At 40.8% G+C, this 23,064-nt stretch carries 13 protein-coding genes and 9 pseudogenes; 21 read left to right on the top strand and 1 reads right to left on the bottom strand.

Features of this window, described 5'->3' with window-relative positions; translation table 11 throughout:
• Positions 1-26: 26 nt before the first annotated feature.
• Positions 27-254: pseudogene (locus RCG23_RS04760) on the bottom strand (transposase); the annotation flags it as partial.
• Between the two features lie 273 nt (positions 255-527).
• Between RCG23_RS04760 and mraZ the strand changes: the two are divergent.
• From mraZ to sigG, 21 genes and pseudogenes are all read left to right on the top strand, one after another.
• Entirely contained in the window at positions 528-959 is a 432-nt protein-coding gene (mraZ, locus tag RCG23_RS04755; RefSeq protein ID WP_308178791.1) for a division/cell wall cluster transcriptional repressor MraZ, read from the top strand.
• Between the two features lie 64 nt (positions 960-1,023).
• Positions 1,024-1,956, top strand: coding sequence for a 16S rRNA (cytosine(1402)-N(4))-methyltransferase RsmH (gene rsmH / locus RCG23_RS04750; protein WP_308178790.1), 933 nt, complete (start codon positions 1,024-1,026; stop codon positions 1,954-1,956).
• 209 nt (positions 1,957-2,165) lie between these two features.
• Positions 2,166-2,333, top strand: coding sequence for a hypothetical protein (locus RCG23_RS04745; RefSeq protein WP_308178789.1), 168 nt, complete (start codon positions 2,166-2,168; stop codon positions 2,331-2,333).
• Positions 2,334-2,364: 31 nt separating this feature from the next.
• Positions 2,365-4,609, top strand: a pseudogene (locus tag RCG23_RS25860) (penicillin-binding protein).
• An 85-nt stretch (positions 4,610-4,694) separates the two neighbouring features.
• Positions 4,695-6,615: pseudogene (locus RCG23_RS04725) on the top strand (stage V sporulation protein D).
• A gap of 125 nt (positions 6,616-6,740) precedes the next feature.
• On the top strand, positions 6,741-8,201 hold the full coding sequence (locus tag RCG23_RS04720; protein WP_308178788.1) for a UDP-N-acetylmuramoyl-L-alanyl-D-glutamate--2,6-diaminopimelate ligase: 1,461 nt from the start codon (positions 6,741-6,743) through the stop codon (positions 8,199-8,201).
• A gap of 69 nt (positions 8,202-8,270) precedes the next feature.
• On the top strand, positions 8,271-8,657 hold the full coding sequence (locus RCG23_RS04715) for a hypothetical protein (protein WP_308178787.1): 387 nt from the start codon (positions 8,271-8,273) through the stop codon (positions 8,655-8,657).
• 1 nt (position 8,658) lies between these two features.
• Positions 8,659-9,632 (top strand): annotated as a pseudogene (gene mraY, locus RCG23_RS04710) (phospho-N-acetylmuramoyl-pentapeptide-transferase).
• Entirely contained in the window at positions 9,633-10,985 is a 1,353-nt protein-coding gene (murD, locus tag RCG23_RS04705; protein ID WP_308178786.1) for a UDP-N-acetylmuramoyl-L-alanine--D-glutamate ligase, read from the top strand.
• Positions 10,986-11,057: 72 nt separating this feature from the next.
• Positions 11,058-12,157 (top strand): annotated as a pseudogene (spoVE, locus tag RCG23_RS04700) (stage V sporulation protein E).
• A gap of 226 nt (positions 12,158-12,383) precedes the next feature.
• Positions 12,384-13,486, top strand: a pseudogene (murG, locus tag RCG23_RS04695) (undecaprenyldiphospho-muramoylpentapeptide beta-N-acetylglucosaminyltransferase).
• Positions 13,487-13,548: 62 nt separating this feature from the next.
• Positions 13,549-14,457: pseudogene (gene murB / locus RCG23_RS04690) on the top strand (UDP-N-acetylmuramate dehydrogenase).
• A gap of 173 nt (positions 14,458-14,630) precedes the next feature.
• Entirely contained in the window at positions 14,631-15,419 is a 789-nt protein-coding gene (locus RCG23_RS04685) for a cell division protein FtsQ/DivIB (protein WP_308178785.1), read from the top strand.
• A complete protein-coding gene (locus RCG23_RS04680) occupies positions 15,394-16,104 on the top strand; it encodes a DUF881 domain-containing protein (protein ID WP_308178784.1) in 711 nt (236 codons plus the stop codon). Before RCG23_RS04685 ends, RCG23_RS04680 begins: the two co-directional genes overlap by 26 nt.
• Before the next feature lie 59 nt (positions 16,105-16,163).
• Positions 16,164-16,892 carry a DUF881 domain-containing protein gene (locus RCG23_RS04675; RefSeq protein WP_308178783.1) on the top strand — a complete coding sequence of 243 codons (729 nt, stop codon included), beginning with the start codon at positions 16,164-16,166 and terminating at the stop codon, positions 16,890-16,892.
• Positions 16,892-17,254, top strand: a complete 363-nt coding sequence (locus RCG23_RS04670; RefSeq protein WP_308178782.1) for a small basic family protein — start codon at positions 16,892-16,894, stop codon at positions 17,252-17,254. The genes RCG23_RS04675 and RCG23_RS04670 overlap by 1 nt, the downstream gene beginning before the upstream one ends.
• Before the next feature lie 121 nt (positions 17,255-17,375).
• Positions 17,376-18,659, top strand: a complete 1,284-nt coding sequence (gene ftsA / locus RCG23_RS04665; protein ID WP_308178781.1) for a cell division protein FtsA — start codon at positions 17,376-17,378, stop codon at positions 18,657-18,659.
• 42 nt (positions 18,660-18,701) lie between these two features.
• Positions 18,702-19,839 (top strand): annotated as a pseudogene (ftsZ, locus tag RCG23_RS04660) (cell division protein FtsZ).
• 515 nt (positions 19,840-20,354) lie between these two features.
• Complete coding sequence (spoIIGA, locus tag RCG23_RS04655; RefSeq protein WP_308178780.1) at positions 20,355-21,293, top strand: sigma-E processing peptidase SpoIIGA; 939 nt, start codon at positions 20,355-20,357, stop codon at positions 21,291-21,293.
• 44 nt (positions 21,294-21,337) lie between these two features.
• Positions 21,338-22,057, top strand: coding sequence for an RNA polymerase sporulation sigma factor SigE (gene sigE / locus RCG23_RS04650; protein ID WP_308178779.1), 720 nt, complete (start codon positions 21,338-21,340; stop codon positions 22,055-22,057).
• A gap of 171 nt (positions 22,058-22,228) precedes the next feature.
• Positions 22,229-23,007, top strand: a pseudogene (gene sigG, locus RCG23_RS04645) (RNA polymerase sporulation sigma factor SigG).
• The last annotated feature ends 57 nt before the right edge of the window (positions 23,008-23,064 follow it).

Below are 23,064 nucleotides of genomic sequence, written 5' to 3'. Positions count from 1 at the left end.
CCGAAGGTTGTCCAACGCATGCCATATTGTTCAAACACCTCGGAATCCTGATATCGGCGATCATAATTCTTACCGAAGGTGGAGAAATGGGGGACATCTGTATAGCAGCCAAACCCAAGGAACCAACGGTAGGCCACGTTAGTTTCAATTTCTTTAATGGTCTGGCGAATGGACCGGCTGCCAAATATGTATTGGATGAAGACCATCTTGAACAAAACGACTGGAGCGATATTTGGACGGCCAACCCCCGAATAGAAGTGCCTGAAACCCAGTTGATTGGAGCGGCGAGGAGGCTCACCGCCCGCCCCGCGGAAAGCGTCCACCCGCAGCGGAAATCAACGAGTCTTTTACTTAATTACATTTTAAAAACAAAAAACTTCACCACTTAGGTGAAGTTTTTTGTTTTTTACGACTCTTTTCTTAACCGAAACCAAAAGATAAATATTACATTCAGATTACTTTAAAAAATGTGTGGAGGAAAGTGGGGGATTGTGGTACATTTTAAATAGAAAGTGGGGGTAATGGCTATGTTCATGGGTGAATACCATCATAACATTGATAATAAAGGCCGTTTAATCGTGCCCTCCAAATTCCGCGATGACCTAGGGGAAATGTTTGTTATTACGCGGGGTCTGGATCAATGCTTATTTGGTTATCCACTCTCAGAATGGAGCTTAATCGAAGAAAAGTTAAAAGGTTTGCCTTTAACTAAGAAAGATGCCCGAGCCTTTACAAGATTTTTCTTTTCAGGTGCAACTGAAAGTGAAATCGATAAACAGGGGAGAATCAATATTCCTGCCCCGCTGCTCCAATATGCGAAATTAGATAAAGAATGTGTCATTTTGGGCGTTTCCAATCGAATTGAAATATGGAGCAAACAGATTTGGGAAGACTATTTTACAGAGTCAGAAGAATCTTTTGCAGAAATTGCAGAAAATATGATTGGCTTTGATATATAACGGGAATACTATACTGATATAATTTCTGTTAATTGCCGATCGATTGGAAAGGTGGAAATGCATAGTGTTTGAACATACAACTGTCTTATTGAAGGAAACGGTGGAGGGCTTGAATATTAAGCCGGATGGCATATATGTCGATTGTACTCTCGGCGGTGCCGGACACAGTTCTTATCTTCTCTCAAAACTGAACAAAAAAGGAAAGTTATTTGCTTTTGACCAGGATGAAACGGCCATTGCTAATGCAAAGGAAAAATTATCAGCCTACGAAGAACAATTAACCATCATAAAGAGCAATTTTTCATTTTTAAAAAGCGAATTAGAAGAATTAGGTATCGAAAAGGTGGATGGGATCCTTTACGATCTTGGTGTTTCCTCACCGCAGCTGGATACACCGGAAAGAGGCTTTAGTTATCACCATGATGCCCCGCTGGACATGAGAATGGACAGTGATGCCACTCTCTCCGCATATGATGTAATTAATCATTGGAGATATGAAGATTTGGTAAGAATCTTTTTTCAATACGGTGAAGAGAAGTTTTCCAAGCAGGTTGCCAGGAAAATTGAAGCAGCAAGAGAAAAGAAGCCAATCGAATCAACCGGTGAGCTTGTTGACCTGATTAAAGATGCGATTCCAGCTCCGGCCAGAAGGAAAGGCGGCCATCCAGCTAAACGCGTTTTTCAGGCAATCAGAATCGCTGTGAATGATGAGCTAGGCGTTTTTGAAAAGTCTCTTGAACAAGCCATTGGTCTGCTGAAGCCCGGTGGAAGAATCAGTGTTATTACATTCCATTCGCTGGAGGACAGGATCTGTAAATCTGCCTTCAAAAAAGCGAGTGAAACGCCAAACCTGCTTCCAGGCCTTCCTATAATACCTGATGAATACAAACCAGTTCTTAAATTGGTTACAAGAAAGCCGATCCTGCCGAGTGAAGAGGAATTGGAACAAAACAACCGGGCTCGGTCTGCTAAGCTTAGAATCGCTGAAAAATTATAAATTAAAAATAGAAAAAATATATTAGGAGGGGAAAAGATGAGCAATCTTGCAAGAAAAATGCAGCAGCAACAACAGCAACAACAGCAACAACAGCAGCAAGGGCAGGTTATAGAGCCTAAAAGGCCAGTTTTAAAAAGTTTTGGCTAACACCTGGGGAAAAGGTACTGGGAATTACCTTCGCAGCAATGGTTGGGTTTGGCGCAGTCCATATGATTTCCAATCAAGCGAAAATTTATAGTGTTAACAAAGATATACAGGATATTCAGGTTTCAATGAAGGAACAGGAAAAAGTAAACAGTGACCTCAAAGATCAGGTAAGTGAATTAAGTACATATGAACGAATTTGGGAAAGGCGAGGAAGCTTGGACTGCAGCTAAATGAAAATAATGTTAAGGTAGTGCAAGGAAAATGATCAAGAAACAGAAAAATATGAATGTTGGAGCAGCGGGATTATTTTTATTCTTCAGCCTGCTCTTTTTTATATTGATTTTCCGATATTTCACGATTCAAATTACAGGTGAAGCTGCTGGGCAGCCTTTAGCTGCAAGGGCTCAGCAAAAATATATGAAACAGGGCGTATTGGAAGCAGGGAGAGGAACGATTTACGACCGAAAAGGGGAGGTCGTTTCGGAGGACACCTCAGCATATACCTTAATTGCGATTCTAAGTAAAAAAATGACCACCAATCCAAAAAAGCCAATGCATGTGACTAAACCGGAAAAAACGGCGCGGGAATTAGCTAAATACATTGATATGGAAGAATCCGATATTTATAACAAGCTAACCAAAAAAGGTGTTTTCCAGGTGGAATTCGGAAGAGCGGCCGGGATATTTCACATCAAACCAAAACAGAAATTGAGCAGCTCCATCTCCCGGGGATTACCTTCACCCGTGACTCTAAGCGGTTTTATCCAAATGGCATTTTCGCATCCCATGTGGTCGGTTTTGTTGAGCGCAAGCAACAAAAGGATGGAACTTATAAAACCGAAGGAAAATTGGGAGTGGAAAAAACCTTAAATTCCTACCTTACCGGAAAAAATGGAACCATTAATTATCAAAGTGATTTGTGGGGTTATTTACTCCCGGACGGCAAGCAAAAAATTACTCCCGCACAAAATGGAAATGATATTTATTTAACTCTTGATAAGAAAATTCAGACCTTCCTTGAGGATTCAATCGATAAAGTGGATAAGGAATACAAGCCGAAAAAAATAATTGCTATTGTAGCAGATCCAAAAACAGGTGAAATACTGGGAATGGCGAGAGACCTACATTTCATCCAACAACAAGGGAAGGAATCCAGAATAGTTGGCATAACGAAGCAATTGAAACCTCCTTTGAGCCGGGTTCGACGATGAAAATCTTTACCTTATCGGCTGCCATTCAAGAAAATAAATTCAATCCGAGTGAGATATACAAGTCTGGATCTTATAAAATTTCAAATAGCACCATCCATGACCATAATTATGTTGGATGGGGTCCTATTACTTTTTTGGAGGGAGTCCAGCGATCTTCTAACGTTGCATTTGCAAAACTTGCAAATGAAAAATTAGGTTTTGATAAATTGAGAACCTATTTAACAAAATTTGGTTTTGATAAGCCAACAGGAATAGATCTTCCTTATGAAACTTCAGGAAAAATACAATTTAACTGGCCAATAGAAAAAGCCACAACTGCTTTTGGGCAGGGAACAGCCATCACTCCAATCCAGCAAATCCAGGCAGCTACAGCCGTAGCGAATGGCGGGAAGATGATGAAGCCTCATGTTGTCGAGAAAATCGTTGATCATGATAGTGGCAAGATAATTAAGCAAACAGAGCCGGAAGTAGTGTCCAATCCTATTTCTGCGGAAACTGCAAAAAAGGTTAGGGATATTCTCGAAACGGTTGTTACCTCCCCAAAAGGGACAGGAAGCCGGTATAAAATTGACGGCTACAGTGTTGCCGGGAAAACGGGAACAGCACAAATGCCTGGACCAGATGGGAAATACTTGACCGGTCCCGAGAACTACGTATTTTCATTTTTAGGGATGGCACCAAAAGACGACCCGAAGCTAATTGTTTATGTCGCTGTTCAGCAGCCTAAAATAGACAGCTACTTTAAAGGATCGATACCCGTATCCATGATTTTTGATCCAGTAATGAAGAGCAGCCTTCAATACATGAACATTCAGCCATCAAAACAGGAGAAACCAGTTACCGGTGAAATACCTGACATCATTGGCCAGTCATCAGATGCTGCTGTTAAAGAATTGCAGGCGGAGGGTCTTGATACAGTGGTTCTTGGTAATGGCAGTAAAGTGGAGGGGCAGCTTCCAAAAGGAGGTAAAACCATTCTCGAGGGTGAAAAGGTGGTCATTTATACTGGAGGAAATGCAGTCATGCCTGATTTAAAAGGATGGTCGCTGAGAGATGCCATGAAGGTAGCGAGGCTCCTGAATATTAAGCTCCATACGGCTGGCAGCGGTTATGCTTATAAACAGAGCATGAAAAAAGGAACTCCTGTTAAAAATGGGGACAACCTGATTATCGAATTGCAATCTCCTGAACAGCTTTTTGAGGAAAATACAAAAAAGAGCAAGGGAAAGCAAAAGGCAAAGAATAGTTCTTCTGCAAAGGGCAAAGAAAACGAAGAAGATACTGTCCATGATTAAAAGCTCTGCTAATTTTGTGACCGTAATATTTTAATAAGTACAAGCATATAAATGAACGACCTATGAAAAGGAGGATCGTTCATTTATGCGTGTGTCTAATGTAACTGTAAGAAAACGGCTAATGATCGCATTGTTCATCGGCATTCTGACCTTTTTAATAATCGACGTCCGTCTTGGATATGTACAATTTTTTCTTGGGGATAAATTAACAGATCTTGCAAAAGGGTCGTGGAGCCGGAATATACCTTTTCAACCCAAAAGGGGTGAAATAATCGATCGGAATGGTGTTGCACTAGCGACAAACATCAGTGCACCAACTGTATATGTCGTTCCAAGGCAAATTAAAAATCCTGGACCTACAGCAGAAAAATTAGCCGCAGTCCTAAAGTTAAATAAAGAAAAGACCTATAAAGACATTACAATGGGTGAATCAATGGTCAGGCTGCCAGGGGGAAGAAAAATTTCTCATGAAAAAGCTAAAGAAATTAGAGCCCTTGGCCTTGATGGGGTTTATATTGGTGAAGATTCAAAAAGATATTATCCGTATGGCAGCTATCTTTCTCATGTTCTTGGCTTTGCCGGAATTGACAATCAGGGCTTAATGGGCATGGAACAGTTTTATGATAAAGAGTTAAGTGGTGAAGAAGGTTCCGTTAAGTTTTATGCCAATGCTAAAGGTGAGCGGATGAATGACATGGCTGACGATTATCAGCCCCCGATCAATGGCCTGGACCTAAAGCTGACGGTAGATACCAAAATACAGACAATAATGGAAAGAGAGCTGGATAACGCCCAGGCTGCCTATAATCCAGACGGATTGATTGCCATCGCAATGAATCCCAATAATGGGGAAATCCTTGCGATGTCGAGCAGGCCCAATTTTGATCCAGCAAATTTCCGAAATGTCCCGCAGGAAGTTTATAACCGAAATTTGCCTGTCTGGAGCACGTATGAACCTGGTTCGACTTTCAAGATCATCACTCTTGCCGCGGCTCTTGAAGAAGGAAAGGTAGATCTGGAGAAAGAGCATTTTTATGATCCTGGTTTTGCAGAAGTTGCCGGGGCAAGGCTGAGATGCTGGAAGGCTGGCGGTCACGGAAGCCAGAGTTTCTTAGAGGTTGTCCAAAATTCTTGTAACCCTGGATTTGTTGAATTGGGGGAAAGGCTCGGGAAGGAAAAGCTCTTTAAATATATTAAAGGCTTTGGGTTCGGTGAAAAAACAGGAATTGACTTGCAGGGTGAAGGTTCTGGAATATTATTTAATCTGAATAGGGTCGGCCGGTCGAATTGGCTACTACAGCGTTTGGACAGGGTGTTTCAGTAACCCCGATCCAACAGGTTGCTGCAGTTTCGGCAGCGGTCAACGGAGGCACTCTCTATACCCCTTATATTGCCAAGGAACTCATCGATCCAGTTACAAAAGAAGTTGTCATGAGGAAATCGCCTGTAGCGAAGCGGAAAGTTATTTCTGAAGAGACCTCGAAAAAGATACGTAATGCCCTTGAAAGTGTTGTTGCACAGGGGACAGGGGGAAATGCCTTTGTCGATTCATACCGTATTGGAGGCAAAACGGGGACAGCGCAAAAAGCTCAAAACGGGCATTACTTAGAAAACAATCATATCGTTTCTTTTATAGGATTTGCACCAGCTGATGACCCTCAGCTGGTAGTGTACGTTGCTGTCGATAATCCGAAAGGTACTGTACAGTTCGGCGGTGTCGTTTCAGCACCGATTGTCGGAAATATCATGAAGGATGGATTAAGGGCTTAGGAGTTCCTCCAAGAAAAAATCAGATCGAGAAGAAAATGAAATGGACAGATACTCCGTTAATCAAAGTTCCAAATGTGGTAGGAATGACTAAAAGCGAGCTACAGGAACAGATGGTAAATTTAAAGATTGATGCAAGCGGAGAAGGTGATGTTGTGGTGAAGCAATCGCCCGAGGCTGGTGTTAAATTGAAGGAAGGTTCAACCATCAGGCTATATTTTGGAAAAAACAATGATTGATTGACTGCGGGCGGTAAATTCCTTACCGCCCTATTTTCTGTTTCTTCCCTGTATCAATGGCAATGTGAATCATTATCATGTAAAATAAATACGCCATGTTTTGCAATGAGAGGATTTGAGAAAAAATGAAATTACATGAGCTTCTTAACAATCTACACGCTTTGGTACCATTTAGCGGTGAGAATCCCGATATTACTTCCATTGAAAATGATAATCGTAAGGTAGAGCAAGGAAGTTTATTTATTTGTATCAAAGGCTATACCGTCGATGGACATGATTTTGCAGAAGCAGCAGTGAAAAGCGGTGCAGTGGCTGTGATTGCCGAACATGATTTGCCTTTGAATGTACCGGTGATTGTCGTTAACGATACTAACAGGGCAATGGCCGTGCTGGCGGATGCCTTTTATGGACAGCCGAGCCGCAAATTCAAGCTGGTCGGAATTACAGGTACAAATGGCAAAACGACAGTAAGCCATTTAATAGAGAAGGTTTTATCCGATGCTGGAAAAAAGACGGGTTTAATAGGCACAATGTATACAAAAATAGGTGCCCAAATGATTGAAACCAAAAATACAACACCCGAAAGCCTCACCCTTCAAAAGACGTTTAAAAGCATGGCGGATGAGGGAGTAGAAGCTGCCGTAATGGAGGTTTCCTCCCATGCTCTGGATGAAGGGAGAGTACGTGGCACAGAATTTGATGTTGCTGTATTTACCAATCTATCTCAGGACCATCTTGATTATCACCATACGATGGAAGAATATAAGCATGCTAAAGGATTGCTATTTTCACAGCTGGGGAACACCTTTGAAACTAACAAACCGAAGTTTGCGGTTCTAAATGTGGATGATCCGGCATCTGATTCTTTCATGCGCGGAACTTCAGCCCATATCATCACTTACGGTATTGATCAGAAAGCGGATATTTCTGCAAAAGATATTACCATGACTTCCAAGGGAACGGCTTTCACTTTATCTGCAGCCGGCAGGGAATTATTAGTCAACATGCAGCTTATTGGGAAATTCAGTGTATATAATGTTTTAGCGGGCATTGGAGCAGGCCTTGCCTTAGGAATGCCTCTCGAACATATTATTCGTTCTATTGAAGGGGTCGAGGGTGTTGCAGGCCGTTTTGAGCTTGTAAATGCAGGACAGGATTTTACGGTAATAGTGGATTACGCCCATACACCTGACAGCCTAGAAAACGTGCTGAGCACCATTTCCCAATTTGCTCAAAAAAAGGTTTTTGTTGTCGTTGGCTGTGGAGGGGATAGGGACCGTACAAAGCGCCCTTTAATGGCGAAGATTGCATGCAATCTAGCAACAGACCCTATTTTCACTTCAGATAATCCGAGAAGTGAAGACCCAATTGAGATTCTTAAGGATATGCAGGCTGGTGCAGAAGGAAAATCCTACCAATTAATTCCGGACAGGAAAGCAGCTATTGAGTTTGCTGTGAAGAATGCGTCGGAAGGTGATGTAATTTTAATCGCTGGAAAAGGCCATGAAACTTATCAGATCATTGGCAGTCAAGTATTTGATTTTGACGATCGAAAAATGGCTAAAGATGCAATTGAGGGGCGATGAAATGTACTTAACTTTTGGGGATTTGGCACAGATGTTTAAACATGACAGAGGCATCCAGGATTCAGGCTGGTGTTTCACACTGTTTCAGACTGCTCGAGTGCCCTGATGCCAAGAGGCATTTTCATTCCTTTACATGGTGAATCCAGCAGGTTAGATGAAGCGATTGCCAATGGTGCAATTGCTGCGGTCTGGGAAAAAGGAAGAGAACTTCCATTCTACACGCCCAATCATTTTCCGGTGTTCCTTGCTGAAGATCTTTTTAACGCTTTAGAAGAATTACTGTATATGTACTCAGAAAAAATAAATGGAGAAACGGATAAGAAAATGAATATTACGAAATTTCTTTTTTTAGATAAAGAACGTCTTAACAAAAATAAAAAAACATATGATATAGCTGTAATGCTTGAAAAATTAAATGGCCAGGCAGACATCGGCGATAAAGGAAGGAGGGGATAATATGCTGGAGCAAGTTATATTCTTCACAATCATTTTGGCCTTTTTAATTACTGTTTTGATTTCTCCAGTTTTTATTCCCTTCTTAAGAAGGTTGAAATTTGGACAAAGCATAAGGGAAGAAGGACCTAAATCGCATCAAAAAAAATCAGGTACACCGACAATGGGGGGCTGATGATCTTATTTTCTGTCATCATTACTGCTCTGGTAATGACAGGCAAGTTTGCTGAACCTACGGTAAAAACGTATCTCTTGATCCTGGTTACCTTTGGTTTCGGTCTGCTTGGTTTTCTTGATGATTTTATTAAGGTAGTGTTAAAGAGAAATTTAGGTCTTACCTCTAGGCAAAAGCTATTGGGACAGATTATTATCTCAATCGTGTTTTATTTAATATATAAACAAAATGAATTTCCAACAGAAATTACCCTTCCTTTTAGTAATAACTCTTTTGATTTAGGCTGGTTTTTTGTCATTTTAATTATTTTTTGGCTTGTTGGATTCTCCAATGCGGTGAATCTTACTGATGGATTGGATGGTTTAGTTTCCGGCACGGCTGCAATTGCGTTTGGAGCGTTTGCGGTGTTAGCATGGAATCAATCACAGTTTGAGATTGCCATTTTTTGTGTCGCAGTAGTTGGAGCTGTTCTTGGCTTTCTCGTTTTTAATGCACATCCTGCCAAGGTTTTTATGGGAGATACAGGGTCCCTGGCACTCGGCGGGGCTATTGCCGCAGTTGCCATTTTAACAAAGCTTGAATTTCTGCTGATTATCATTGGCGGAGTGTTTGTAATTGAAACATTGTCCGTTATCCTTCAGGTTATTTCTTTTAAAACAACAGGGAGAAGAATTTTCAGGATGAGCCCGCTTCATCATCATTACGAATTAATCGGCTGGTCTGAGTGGAAAGTGGTTGTCACTTTTTGGAGTGTAGGTTTATTGTTTGCGATTCTAGGAATTTATATTGAGGTGTGGTTGTAATTGAAAAAGATCAATACTTACTGTCATAAAAAAATTCTGGTCCTTGGACTGGCAAAGAGCGGCGTTACAGCGGCCTCTCTACTACATAAGCTGGGTGCATTTGTCACCGTTAATGATATGAAGCCACTGTCAGAAAATCCTGAAGCACAGGGATTGCTGGAGCAAGGCATAAAAGTGATTTGCGGGGAGCATCCGATTGAATTGCTTGAAGAAGGCTTTGAATTAATCGTTAAAAATCCCGGAATTCCTTATAATAATCCGATGATAGAAGGGGCGTTAAATAGAGGAATTCCAGTCATCACCGAGGTAGAGCTTGCATATCAAATATCGGAAGCACCATTTATTGCGATCACAGGTACAAACGGAAAAACGACGACGACTACCCTCGTCCATGAAATGCTGGAAGCAGGGCGTAAAAACCCTTTAATTGCTGGAAACATAGGGACAGTGGCATCAGGGGTTGCCGAAGAGGCGAAGCCGGATAATACAATTGTCATTGAACTTTCCTCATTCCAGCTTATGGGGATTGAAACTTTTAATCCGAAAATCGCCATTATCACAAATTTATATGATGCTCATTTGGACTATCACGGTACGAGAAGCGAATATTTTAATGCAAAAGCGAATATCACTAAAAATCAGACCGGCTCTGAATACCTGATTGTAAATGCGGAACAGGATGAAGTAATGGAAATTGCCAAGCACTCAAATGCGGCTATTATCCCTTTTTCTGCAAAAAACAAGCTGGAGCATGGTGCTTATGTTGATAATGGATGGCTATGCTTCAATGGAGAGCAGGTAATAGAAATAAAGGATGTCGTCCTGCCGGGAACACATAATCTTGAAAATATATTGTCTTCTATGGCAGCGGCTAAACTCTCTGAAGTAAGCAATGAAGCGATCAAAGAGGTATTAACAACATTTACAGGTGTTAAACACCGCCTCCAGTACATTGGCGAAGTAAACAACAGAAAATTTTATAATGACTCAAAGGCAACAAATATCCTTGCAACCGTAAACGCTCTTGCAGCATTTCAGCAGCCTGTAGTCCTGTTGGCTGGCGGCCTTGACAGGGGAAATGAGTTCGATGAGCTGATTCCATTTTTAAAAAATGTAAAAGCAATGATTACCTTCGGCCAGACTGCAGCGAAAATCGAGCGTGTGGGTCGACAGGCTGGAATAAAAACGATTTCGCATGTCGATAATGTTGAGAAAGCCGTGCCTGTAGCATTTAGTTTATCTGAACCAGGCGACGTGATTTTGTTATCTCCTGCATGTGCGAGCTGGGATCAATACAAAACTTTTGAGGTCAGGGGAGACATTTTTATCAACGCGGTGCATAAGCTTAAGTAAGGGCTTGTCTATGCGGGAAATGTTCCAGGCATAACTTTCAGGCTCCAATCCTATCGGTTGAGGTGTGTAGCGGTGCCGACAAAGAAAACGACTCCTGATTTCATTTTATTAATTGTAACTTTTACACTGCTGGCAATAGGACTAATTATGGTATACAGTGCGAGTGCAGTCTGGGCAGATTATAAATTTCATGATTCTTTCTTCTTTGCTAAAAGGCAGATGCTTTTTGCAGGAGTAGGAATTGCCGCCATGTTTTTTATTATGAATATTAATTATTGGACCTGGCGGACATGGTCAAAGGTTATCTTAATTGTCTGCTTTGTTTTACTTGTACTTGTACTCATACCAGGTGTCGGCAATGTACGTAACGGTTCAAGAAGCTGGATTGGTGTAGGAGCCTTTTCAATACAGCCTTCAGAGTTTATGAAGCTGGCGATGATTGCGTTTCTGGCAAAATATTTATCCGAACGTCAAAAGCTGATTACCTCATTTAAGAAGGGTCTGGTCCCTTCACTAGGACTCGCTTTTATTGCCTTTGCGATGATAATGCTGCAGCCAGATCTCGGAACTGGAACAGTAATGATGGGGACCTGTGTAGTTATGATATTCGTAGCTGGTGCAAGAATCAGCCATTTTGCAGGCTTGCGCTGCTAGGGGTGGCTGGTTTTATAGGATTAATTATTTCTGCTCCCTATCGAATTAAAAGGATAACTTCTTTTTTGGACCCATGGTCCGATGCATTGGGAAGCGGATTCCAAATTATCCAGTCACTTTACGCAATCGGTCCAGGTGGATTATTTGGGCTCGGATTGGGGGAAAGCCGCCAGAAGTTTTTCTATCTGCCAGAACCACAGACTGATTTTATTTTCGCGATACTGGCAGAGGAACTTGGATTTATAGGCGGATCCCTGATTTTACTGCTGTTTTCTCTTTTGCTATGGAGAGGGATTCGGATTGCACTTGGAGCCCCGGATTTGTATGGAAGCTTTCTGGCGGTCGGAATCATTGCCATGGTTGCCATTCAGGTAATGATTAATATCGGAGTTGTCACGGGATTAATGCCGGTAACAGGAATTACCTTGCCTTTTCTAAGTTACGGAGGCTCTTCCTTAACGCTTATGCTGATGGCAATTGGCGTTCTGCTGAATATAAGCCGATATGCAAGATATTGAGGCTTGCCCTGTAAACACAGGGCTCTTTTTGTTTATAAACATCCAAAATTAAACAATTGTTTCCAATCCTTGTTTGATTTTATTACAGTTCTTTAACAATCTTTTTTCACGGCCTTCAGAAAAGTTTTGTTTATAGTAAAATGGGGTATACTCACTGGGTGGTTTTCACTCCATCTCTGTATTTGCTGGCTTGAGGTTTGGATTATTTTTAAAATGAGGTGTAGTTATGAAAATCGCTGTTAGCGGAGGGGGAACCGGCGGACATATATATCCGGCGCTGGCCCTTATAAGGGAGATTCAAAAAGAAAGTGAAGATGATGAATTTTTATATATCGGAACAGAAAATGGGCTGGAAAGCAAAATTGTCCCAAGAGAGAATATTCCATTCAAATCAATACATATAACAGGATTTAAAAGGAAGCTTTCATTTGATAACATAAAAACGGTTCTGAGATTTCTTAAGGGCGTCAGGGACAGCAAGAAAATGCTTAAAGAATTTAAGCCAGATGTAGTAATTGGGACAGGAGGGTATGTTTGCGGCCTGTTGTTTATGCGGCAGCTAAGTTACGTGTCCCAACAATCATTCATGAACAAAACAGCGTGCCGGGATTGACCAATAAATTTTTAAGCAGGTATGTTAACAAAATCGCTGTTTGCTTTAAGGAAGCAGAAGAATATTTCCCAAAAGAAAAGGTAGTTTTTACCGGGAATCCCCGTGCATCAGAGGTGCGCGGCCAGGACGGGATACGTGGAAGGCTTTCTACAGGATTAAAAACAAATCTGCCTGCTGTCCTTATATTTGGAGGGAGCAGGGGAGCGAGGCCGATTAATGAATCGGTTGTGAGGTCTTTGGCAGAGTTTGCTGATAAACCGTATCAAATATTGTATGTAACGGGTGATGCTCATTTCGAGGATGTAAAAAAAGAAGTCGACCTTGTCGGCAATCCTCAGAATGTGGTCATTAAGCCATTCATCCATAATATGCCTGAAGTTCTCGCTGGTGTTGATCTTGTTGTATCGAGAGCAGGTGCGACCACACTTGCTGAGTTAACCTCTTTGGGTATCCCGAGTATCTTAATACCGAGCCCATATGTAACAAATAATCATCAGGAGAAGAACGCAAGGTCACTCAGTGATGGTGGGGCCGCTGAGCTTCTTCTTGAAAAAGATTTGAACTCGAAGGCTCTCCTGCAAAAAATTGATAGTGTGATGCTTAATAAAGAGAAACAAAAGGATATGAAGATAAAGGCGACAAAAATGGGAGTACCGGATTCCGCGGGAAGGCTCTATAAGGTAATGAAGCAAATTACAAATACAAAACAGAAGTAGCCTAAAAAAGAGATCAGCATAGACTACATTAACCCCGTTTTAAGTAAGATAGGGAGGTAAATATGGACGGATTAGTTAACGAATTAAAAAGCTTGCAAATAGGAAAAGTGAAAGAGTACGAACCGCTTTCCAATCACACTACCATAAAAATTGGCGGCCGGCAGATATTTTTATTGAGCCTTCATCAACTGATAATTTAAGGAAGGCAATGGATTTTATCAAAACGAAAAACCTTAAATGGCGTGCAATTGGAAGAGGGTCAAATCTTCTTGTATCCGATAAAGGGATCGAAGGAGCCGTGATTAAGCTTGGTTCAGGCATTGATCAGCTTGAAGTACATGATTCAGAAGTGAAGGTTGGAGGCGGGCATTCGCTCGTAAGCTTTGCAACAATGATTAGTAAACAGGGATTATCAGGCGCTTGAATTTGCAGGGGGAATCCCTGGTTCTGTCGGCGGAGCAGTTTATATGAATGCCGGAGCTCACGGCTCGGACATTTCAAAAATTTTAACGAAAGCCTTAATACTATTTGAGGATGGGACGATGGAATGGCTTTCAAATGCGGAAATGGAGTTTTCCTACAGATCGTCTGTTCTCCAAAAGAAAATGCCGGGTGTGGTAGTGGAAGCAGTCTTTCAGCTCCGAAAAGGAGACAAAGAAGCAATCACGGCAGAAATAAAGAAAAATAAAGACTATCGAAAAGAAACGCAGCCATGGAATTTTCCATGTGCAGGCAGTATCTTCCGCAACCCTCTTCCTAACTATGCAGGGAAATTAATTGAAGCTGCAGGCTTGAAGGGCCATAGTATAGGCGGAGCGAAAATTTCGGAAATGCATGGGAATTTTATTGTAAACGCGGGAGCCGCGACCGCTGAAGATGTGCTGGCGCTCATCCAGCATGTAAAGGATACTATTTACGATTTATACGAAATCAAAATGGAAACGGAAGTAGAAATAATCGGGCGAAAGTAATAGTAAATAGTGCTTTTCGCATACGCAGATTGTGATATAATAATTCATTAGATATAGGGAAAAAAGCTGTGGAACTGGATGACGGCATGATTTTTTCGTGCCGTTGTTTCACTTTTATCTGCTGCCGATTAAAAATTCAGTCGGCTTCCGCTGTTCTGGTGAGGTGAGAGGGATTGGAAAAAGGGAAAATTGTTCCCCTTGAGGATAGGATACCAAAACTAAAACAACAAAGGCGCAGAAAAGCTAATAGAAGGCTTATCATGCTATTGCTTCTATTTTTCATGCTTATTGCCTGTGTAATCTATGTGCAATCACCTTTAAGCCATGTGAAATATATAACGGTTAAAGGTAATGAATTATATTCCTCAAAAGACCTTATTATGCAGACAGGCTTGACACAGAAAACAAATATTTGGAAAATCAAAAAGAATGAAATTGCCTCTAAACTGGAAAGCCAGCCTGAAATTAAAGATGCAAAGGTATCGATAGAATGGCCAAATTCAATTTTAATTGAAGTAAAGGAACATCAGAGAATGGCATTCCTTGCTAAAGAATCCGCTTATTATCCTGTGCTTGATAACGGAAAAATCCTGTTGGATGAAAAATCGTCGGAAATTCCAGTAAATGCACCAGTGTTAGTTGATTTTGAAGAGGGCTTCGCCATGAAGGAAATGGTAAAAGCGCTTAAAGAGCTGCCTAATGAAGTCCTTAATTCCATTTCAGAGATTCATTATACTCCGCAAAAAACGGACAAGTATCATATTTCGTTATTTATGAATGATGGGTTTGAAGTTAGTGCTACTTTAAGGACATTTTCAGAAAAGATGGCGCATTATCCTTCAATCATAAGCCAACTGGATCCCAATAAAAAAGGTGTAATTGATTTAGAAGTGGGGTCATTTTTCAGAGCTTATGAAACGGAAGGGGAGGTAAAAGATGAAAAAACTAAAGGTAAAAGGTAATCATGTTGTACTATCTCTTGTGTGCCTTGTCTTGGGATATATGATTGCCTTTTCCTATCATCTTACCCAAAGAGAAAATGAAAGCCATCATAATAAAATTACAAGTAAACAATGGGATAAAACGATCGATTTAAGAAATCAGTTAATTGCACAGGAGGAAGCTAACAGAAGCCTCCAAAAAGAGCTGAGGAATAAGCAGGGGAAGGTTCTTAAAAATGAAAAGGAACTCTCCAAAGAAGCGAACATCTATTTTAACCTTGCAGAGGACGCTGAAAAATATCGTATGTTTCTTGGTAAGGTAAAGGTAAAGGGAAAAGGCGTGAAGGTTACCCTGGACGATGGTGACTACAACCCGGATGAAAAAAACATTAATAATTACCTCGTCCATGAATTTCATGTTTTCAAGGTGATTAATGAGCTTTATATTTCCGGTGCATCAGCTGTCGCAATTAATGGCCAGAGACTCTCAAGCCATTCCTATATTAATTGCAATGGGCCAGTCATTACAGTCGATGGTGTAGAGCATCCTGCCCCCTTCGTCATCACTGCTATAGGAGATCCGGATGTTTTATCATCTGCACTTAACCTGACCGGGGGCGTAAAGGATCAGCTCGTCAATGACAATATTGTTTTTTCACTGGAAGAAGAGGATAATATCGTGCTTGATCCTATTTTAGGAAGCTAGAAATTTTGATGGTGCATTTTGTCCACCAAAGAAAAAGGTTAGAAGGTTAGGTGAAAGAGGTGGGCAAGAATAAAATAGGAAGCTTTACGCTGGTGGCCGCAATTGTAGGTTTTATGATTGCCATTCAGTTTCAAACAGTAAAGAAGCCTGTAGAAAGAGATACGAGGGATATTTGGCAGCTTCGGGAAGACCTTCTTAAGGAAAAAGAGCTTCAATCCAATCTCCTTAAGGAAATACGTTCCAATGAAGACAAGCTTTCCGCTTACGACTCTAAACGCAAACAAAGCAAGGAACAGGTTCTAAGGGAAACACTTGATGAGTTAAAAACTGAAGCGGGCCTGACCGAAATTAAGGGTCCGGGCATTATCCTGACAATTGAACCTGTTTATGAAGAGATAAAATTGGGTGAACCTGTAACTTCGTCAGTATCTCCTGATCTTCTTAAAAGGCTATTAAATGAATTGAATATGTATGAAGCAAAACAAATTTCGATTGATGGACAGCGCGTTATAAATACTACCGTTATACGTGATATCAACAAAGAAACAAAAATTGACGGCTATACGATCAGGGACCTCCCGATAGAAGTAAAAGTGGTCACTGACAATATGAGTACCGCAGAAAAGCTATACAATAGAATGCAGGTTTCAAAGTCTGCAGAAGAGTTTTTTATAGATAATTTAAGGCTGAAGGTTTCAGAACCGAAGCCGGACATAACAGTTCCTTCTTATGGAAACCCTATTCGCATTCGAAATATGGAACCTGTTGAAAAAGGAGGCAAATCGTAATGTGGCTTCCATTAATGGGATTGATTGTAGGCGTTTTTCTGGGCTTGCTTACAGATATCCGCATCCCTGAGGAGTACTCTAACTATTTATCGATTGCCGTCCTGGCAGCCTTCGATACATTGTTTGGAGGCATAAGGGCCCATTTGCAAAATATTTATGATGAAAAGGTTTTTGTTTCAGGATTTTTCTTTAATATTATCCTTGCTGCAAGTTTGGCTTTTCTAGGTGTCCATCTTGGTGTAGACTTGTATTTAGCAGCAGTATTTGCGTTTGGAGTGCGATTATTCCAGAATATCGCGGTCATCCGCAGAATAATATTGTCAAAATGGTCAACCAACAAGCAAAAAATAGAAAAAAATTGATTTTTTTTAAAGGGAATCATGTAGTTGTGACGAATAATTTATAAGATATAAAGAAATAGCAAATAAATGGACAAAAAGTATTGTTGTTCAATTTTTAGGATGTTAAAGGAGGTGCCAGTGAATGAACAGCAATGAGATATATGTAAGTCTTGACATCGGTACATCCAGTGTAAAAGTAATCATTGGTGAAATGGTCAACGACTCATTAAATATTATTGGTGTTGGCAATGTTCATTCCGAAGGTTTGCGGAAGGGATCCATTGTTGATATAGATGAAACCGTTCATTCTATTAAAAGGGCAATTGAGCAGGCTGAGAGAATGATAGGTATGGAGATTAGACAGGTAATTGTCGGAATTTCCGGCAATCATGTCATGCTTCAGCAATGCCATGGCGTTGTGGCGGTTTCGAGTGATAACCGCGAAATATCGAACGAAGATGTATCCCGTGTCATTGATGCAGCCCAGGTTGTATCGATTCCTCCAGAGAGAGAAATCATCGACGTCATTCCAAGGCAATTTATTGTTGACGGTTTGGATGAAATCAATGACCCGCGCGGCATGATAGGTGTTAGGCTTGAAATGGAAGGTACCATAATTACTGGATCAAAAACCATTTTACATAATACACTGCGCTGTGTAGAGCGTGCTGGTCTAGATGTATTAGACATAACTTTGCAGCCACTGGCCGCAGCTTCCTTTGCCTTATCGAAAGATGAAAAAAATCTTGGTGTTGCTCTTGTTGACATCGGTGGAGGTTCTACTACCATCGCAGTATTTGACCAGGGGCATTTAAAGGCAACCAGCGTTATTCCGATTGGCGGAGACCATATCACTAAAGACTTGTCCATCGGCCTGCGGACTTCCACGGAAGATGCAGAAAAAATTAAGGTCAAATATGGACATGCTTTTTATGATGATGCCTCTGAAGAAGAAGTTTTCAGTGTGCCGATCATTGGAAGCGATCAGCATCAACAATTTAACCAGCTTGAAATTTCTGATATTATAGAAGCAAGGATGGAAGAAATCTTCGAGTTGGTTTCAAATGAAATGAAAAGAATGGGCGTCCGAGATTTGCCTGGGGGATATGTATTAACTGGCGGAGTATCCAATTTACAGGGTATATTGGAGCTTGGTCAGGTTATTTTCCAGAACCGGGTAAGAATGGCTGTCCCTGATTATATTGGTGTCAGAGAACCCCAATATACTACAGCGGTAGGATTAATAAAGTTTGCTTATAAAAACGCGAAGTTAAGAGGCGGATTGGCAAGCGTGCCATCTCCAGTTTCCGAACCGAAGGAAAAGCGAATTCCAAAACAGCAGCAGCCTAAACCAAAGCAAGAAAAGCAGCCGGAAGAAAAAGTTTCATCAAGAGTAAAAAAATTTCTTGGATACTTTTTTGAGTAGACTGGGCGATAAAGGAATCTCGACGAATTAGGAGGATTTTTCATGTTAGAGTTTGATACTAATTTAGACCAACTAGCTACGATAAAAGTCATCGGTGTAGGCGGCGGAGGAAACAATGCAGTTAACCGGATGATTGAGCATGGCGTTCAGGGTGTGGAATTTATCGCCGTAAATACAGACGCTCAAGCATTAAACCTGTCAAAAGCAGAGGTTAAAATGCAAATTGGGGCAAAGCTTACCCGCGGTCTTGGTGCCGGTGCAAATCCGGAAGTGGGTAAAAAGGCTGCAGAAGAAAGCCGTGAACAGGTTGAAGAGGCACTTCGCGGTGCGGATATGGTGTTCGTAACTGCCGGAATGGGCGGTGGTACAGGAACGGGTGCAGCTCCTGTTATTGCCCAAATTGCAAGAGAACTTGGGGCATTAACTGTAGGTGTGGTAACAATGGCCGTTTACCTTCGAAGGGAAAAAACGTTCAAACCAGGCTTCTGGAGGTATCGCTTCCATGAAAGAAGCTGTGGATACTTTAATTGTTATCCCGAATGACCGACTACTTGAAATCGTTGATAAAAGCACTCCGATGCTTGAAGCATTCCGCGAAGCGGATAATGTACTTCGCCAGGGTGTCCAGGGTATCTCAGACTTAATCGCTGTACCAGGCTTGATTAACCTTGATTTTGCCGATGTAAAAACAATCATGTCCAACAAAGGTTCTGCTCTTATGGGAATCGGGGTTGCGGCAGGTGAAAATCGCGCGGCAGAAGCTGCTAAAAAAGCTATCAGCTCTCCATTACTGGAAACATCCATTGACGGAGCTCAGGGTGTGTTAATGAATATTACAGGCGGTGCAAATTTGAGCCTGTATGAAGTTCAGGAAGCTGCAGATATTGTTGCTTCTGCATCTGACCAAGAAGTAAACATGATATTTGGATCTGTAATTAATGAAACTCTTAAAGATGAGATCATTGTTACAGTAATTGCGACTGGCTTTAATGAAGAATCCTCTCAGCCTAAGATGACGCGACCAGCGTTTGGACAGGCTAAGCCTAATATTGGAACAGTCAAAAGAGAGCAGCCAAAAAGGGAAGAAGTCCAGCAGGAACCAGTGAGAAATACATCTGTTTCCCAGGAAGATGCTCTAGATATTCCTACATTCCTGCGCAATCGCAACCGCAGACGCTAAAAAAATAATGTTATTAAAAAGGCATGATCCGTTTTGGATCATGTCTTTTTTTATTTACGCTGTTTTCTAAAAGAATGTTGTCTTGCAAATAGGTTTTTAAAAGAAATCGTTGAAAAAGAAGTTGATTGGAGCGGAAGGTGCGAGACTCCAGCGGGAGCAGCGGGACAGGTGAGACCCCACAGGCGCTGTGCGCCGAGGAGGCTCACCGCCCGCCCCGCGGAAAGCGAGCATCCTGGAGTGGAAATCAACTACTCCTTATATAGCAAAATTTCAATGGAGGATACATTTTATGAATCTTTGTTAAAAAGGTTTTGAAAATGTGACAAATTCCGAATGAAAAAGAGAAAATTTCTTTAAATTTGTTTACAGAAAGTGACACACTTCAGCGGAACAACTAGGTTATACTTTTCCGTAAACAGAATATTCGTACCAAGAAATAACTCTGTTAAAGATAGGCAGCGGCTTACTTTTTGGAGCATCAGTCTTTAACTGGCGGCGGTGTAGGAGGTGGTTGCTTGGCTGTATATTTGGACGTAATCTGGACGCTGAATTTATTATTTGATAGTTTCCTCCTCTATTTAACTGCTATTTTTCTGAAAAGAGAAATTAAATTATGGAGAATTTTTGCAGGAGGACTAATCGGCTCATTCATCGTATTACTGTCCTTTACACCTCTCAATGTTTATTCCAGCCACCCGGTTTCAAAATTACTGTGTTCCATATTAATGGTATTGACCTCGTTTGGTTTTAAAAGATGGCGTTATTTTGCAAATGGGCTTTTGACTCTATATTTCTCTACGTTTTTAATCGGCGGCGCATTGATTGGTATTCATTATTTTATTCAATATGACAGAAAGATGACTGAAAACATTCTCCTTTCAAGTGTCAAAGGTTTCGGGGATCCTGTCAGCTGGATTTTTATTCTCGTCGGATTTCCTATTGCATGGCACTTCTCAAAAAAGAGATTTGAAAATATGGAAATGACGAAAATTCAGTTTGAACAGCTCGTATGTGTTGACGTAGATATCGAAGGACACCATTTTGAATTTAAGGGATTGGTAGACAGCGGAAACCAGCTATATGATCCTATATCAAAAATGCCAGTTATGTTCGTTTCCGTAAAAAAGCAGCTGGAGAAAATGCCGGAAGTAATAAAGAGTTTAGCCGAAGAGGCAGAGTCGATCATTATGGGAGAAGGAGAAATTTCTGCTGAATGGCAGAATCGATTAAGAGTAATCCCTTATAGAGTGGTTGGAAAAGAGCATCAGCTGGTGGTAGCTGTTAAGCCAGATGCAATTACCATTAGGACAAGGGATGAACAATTCATTTGTGAGAAAGGCCTTATTTCCTTTACAATGCAGCAGCTCTCCGCTGAAGAAGCATTTGAATGTATCGTTCATCCAAAGATGCTAACGGGACCTAGGAAGCCCATTGAGGCGGTTAAGGTAAGTTAATAATACTATACTCAAAAATACACAATTTAGAAGGAGGAACTTCCATGAAAAAATGGAGACTTCGATTATCCTACTACTGGTATAAAATTTTAATTAAACTAGGATTAAAAACGGACGAAGTTTATTATATTGGCGGAAGCGAGGCTCTGCCGCCTCCTTTGAACAAGGAAGAAGAAGAACTGCTGCTGAATAAGCTCCCTAATGGAGATAAAGCAGCAAGATCGATATTAATTGAAAGAAATCTGAGGCTTGTCGTTTATATTGCGCGAAAATTTGAAAACACCGGAATTAACATTGAAGATCTCATCAGTATTGGCACCATCGGCCTTATAAAGGCGGTTAATACATTTAACCCGGAAAAAAAGATCAAGCTTGCTACATACGCATCAAGGTGTATTGAGAATGAAATACTTATGTATTTAAGAAGGAATAATAAAATAAGATCAGAAGTTTCATTCGATGAACCGCTTAATATTGATTGGGATGGAAATGAATTATTATTATCGGATGTCCTCGGAACTGATGACGATATCATTACTAAGGATTTGGAAGCAAACGTTGACAGAAAGCTTTTAACAAAGGCTCTGCATCAATTATCAGACCGTGAAAAACAAATTATGGAGCTTCGCTTCGGACTTACAAACGGAGAGGAAAAAACCCAGAAAGATGTTGCCGATATGCTTGGTATTTCACAATCTTATATTTCAAGACTGGAAAAAAGAATCATAAAAAGATTGCGCAAGGAGTTTAACAAAATGGTATAAAATTCTTTTGCAAAAATATTTTTTTAAACGAATTTTTTGCAGAAAAATAGAGGAATTGCCGCTAATTTCAGCATTAACTCGTCCAATCCACTGAATCATAAAGTGCATATTTTTCCTTCTCAAGGAGATACTGTTTTTTGTACAGCAGCTCCTGTAAGGAGGGAAAAAGAATTGACTCGAAATAAAGTTGAAATATGCGGTGTAGATACATCAAAACTTCCTGTATTAAAAAACGAAGAAATGAGATTGCTTTTCAGGCAGATGCAAGATGGTGATATTACGGCGCGGGAAAAACTCGTTAACGGAAACTTACGACTTGTGTTAAGTGTCATTCAGAGGTTCAATAATCGTGGTGAGTTTGTAGATGACCTGTTCCAGGTTGGCTGTATCGGCCTAATGAAATCCATAGATAACTTTGATTTAAGTCAAAACGTTAAGTTTTCCACTTATGCAGTACCCATGATCATAGGTGAAATTCGCAGATACTTGCGTGATAATAATCCTATCCGTGTATCCAGGTCACTAAGGGATATAGCCTACAAGGCCTTACAGGTTAGAGAACGGTTAATGAGTGCAACTTCACGTGAGCCGACAGCTGAAGAAATTGCTAAGGTTTTGGAAGTGCCACATGAGGAAATTGTTTTTGCCCTTGATGCGATTCAAGATCCTGTATCCTTATTTGAGCCCATCTATAATGATGGCGGGGATCCTATATATGTTATGGACCAATTGAGCGATGAACGAAATAAGGATATAAATTGGATTGAGGAAATCGCTCTAAAAGAGGGTATGAGAAGACTAAATGAGCGGGAAAAATTGATTCTTCGCAAGAGATTTTTTCAGGGCAAAACACAAATGGAAGTCGCAGATGAAATTGGCATTTCACACGCCAGGTGTCAAGGCTTGAGAAAGCAGCCATCAAACAAATGAATAAAAATATCCAAAGCTAAAGCTGCCATTGGGCAGCTTTATTTGTTTTTGTAAAAAACAACAACTTTCATGATTTT

The organism is Neobacillus sp. PS3-34 (assembly GCF_030915465.1).
Taxonomy (GTDB): domain Bacteria; phylum Bacillota; class Bacilli; order Bacillales; family Cytobacillaceae; genus Neobacillus_A.
Note: the sequence above shows the minus strand (reverse complement) of the source record. Positions and strands in the feature narration are given on the sequence as shown.

What these genes read in the sequence shown, in the direction of transcription:
- mraZ (WP_308178791.1), top strand. Translation starts at nt 528, where the DNA reads ATGTTCATGGGTGAATACCATCATAACATTGATAATAAAGGCCGTTTA.
- RCG23_RS04745 (WP_308178789.1), top strand. Translation starts at nt 2,166, where the DNA reads ATGATTTCCAATCAAGCGAAAATTTATAGTGTTAACAAAGATATACAG.
- RCG23_RS04720 (WP_308178788.1), top strand. Translation starts at nt 6,741, where the DNA reads ATGAAATTACATGAGCTTCTTAACAATCTACACGCTTTGGTACCATTT.
- RCG23_RS04680 (WP_308178784.1), top strand. Translation starts at nt 15,394, where the DNA reads ATGAAAAAACTAAAGGTAAAAGGTAATCATGTTGTACTATCTCTTGTG.
- RCG23_RS04670 (WP_308178782.1), top strand. Translation starts at nt 16,892, where the DNA reads ATGTGGCTTCCATTAATGGGATTGATTGTAGGCGTTTTTCTGGGCTTG.
- ftsA (WP_308178781.1), top strand. Translation starts at nt 17,376, where the DNA reads ATGAACAGCAATGAGATATATGTAAGTCTTGACATCGGTACATCCAGT.
- sigE (WP_308178779.1), top strand. Translation starts at nt 21,338, where the DNA reads ATGAAAAAATGGAGACTTCGATTATCCTACTACTGGTATAAAATTTTA.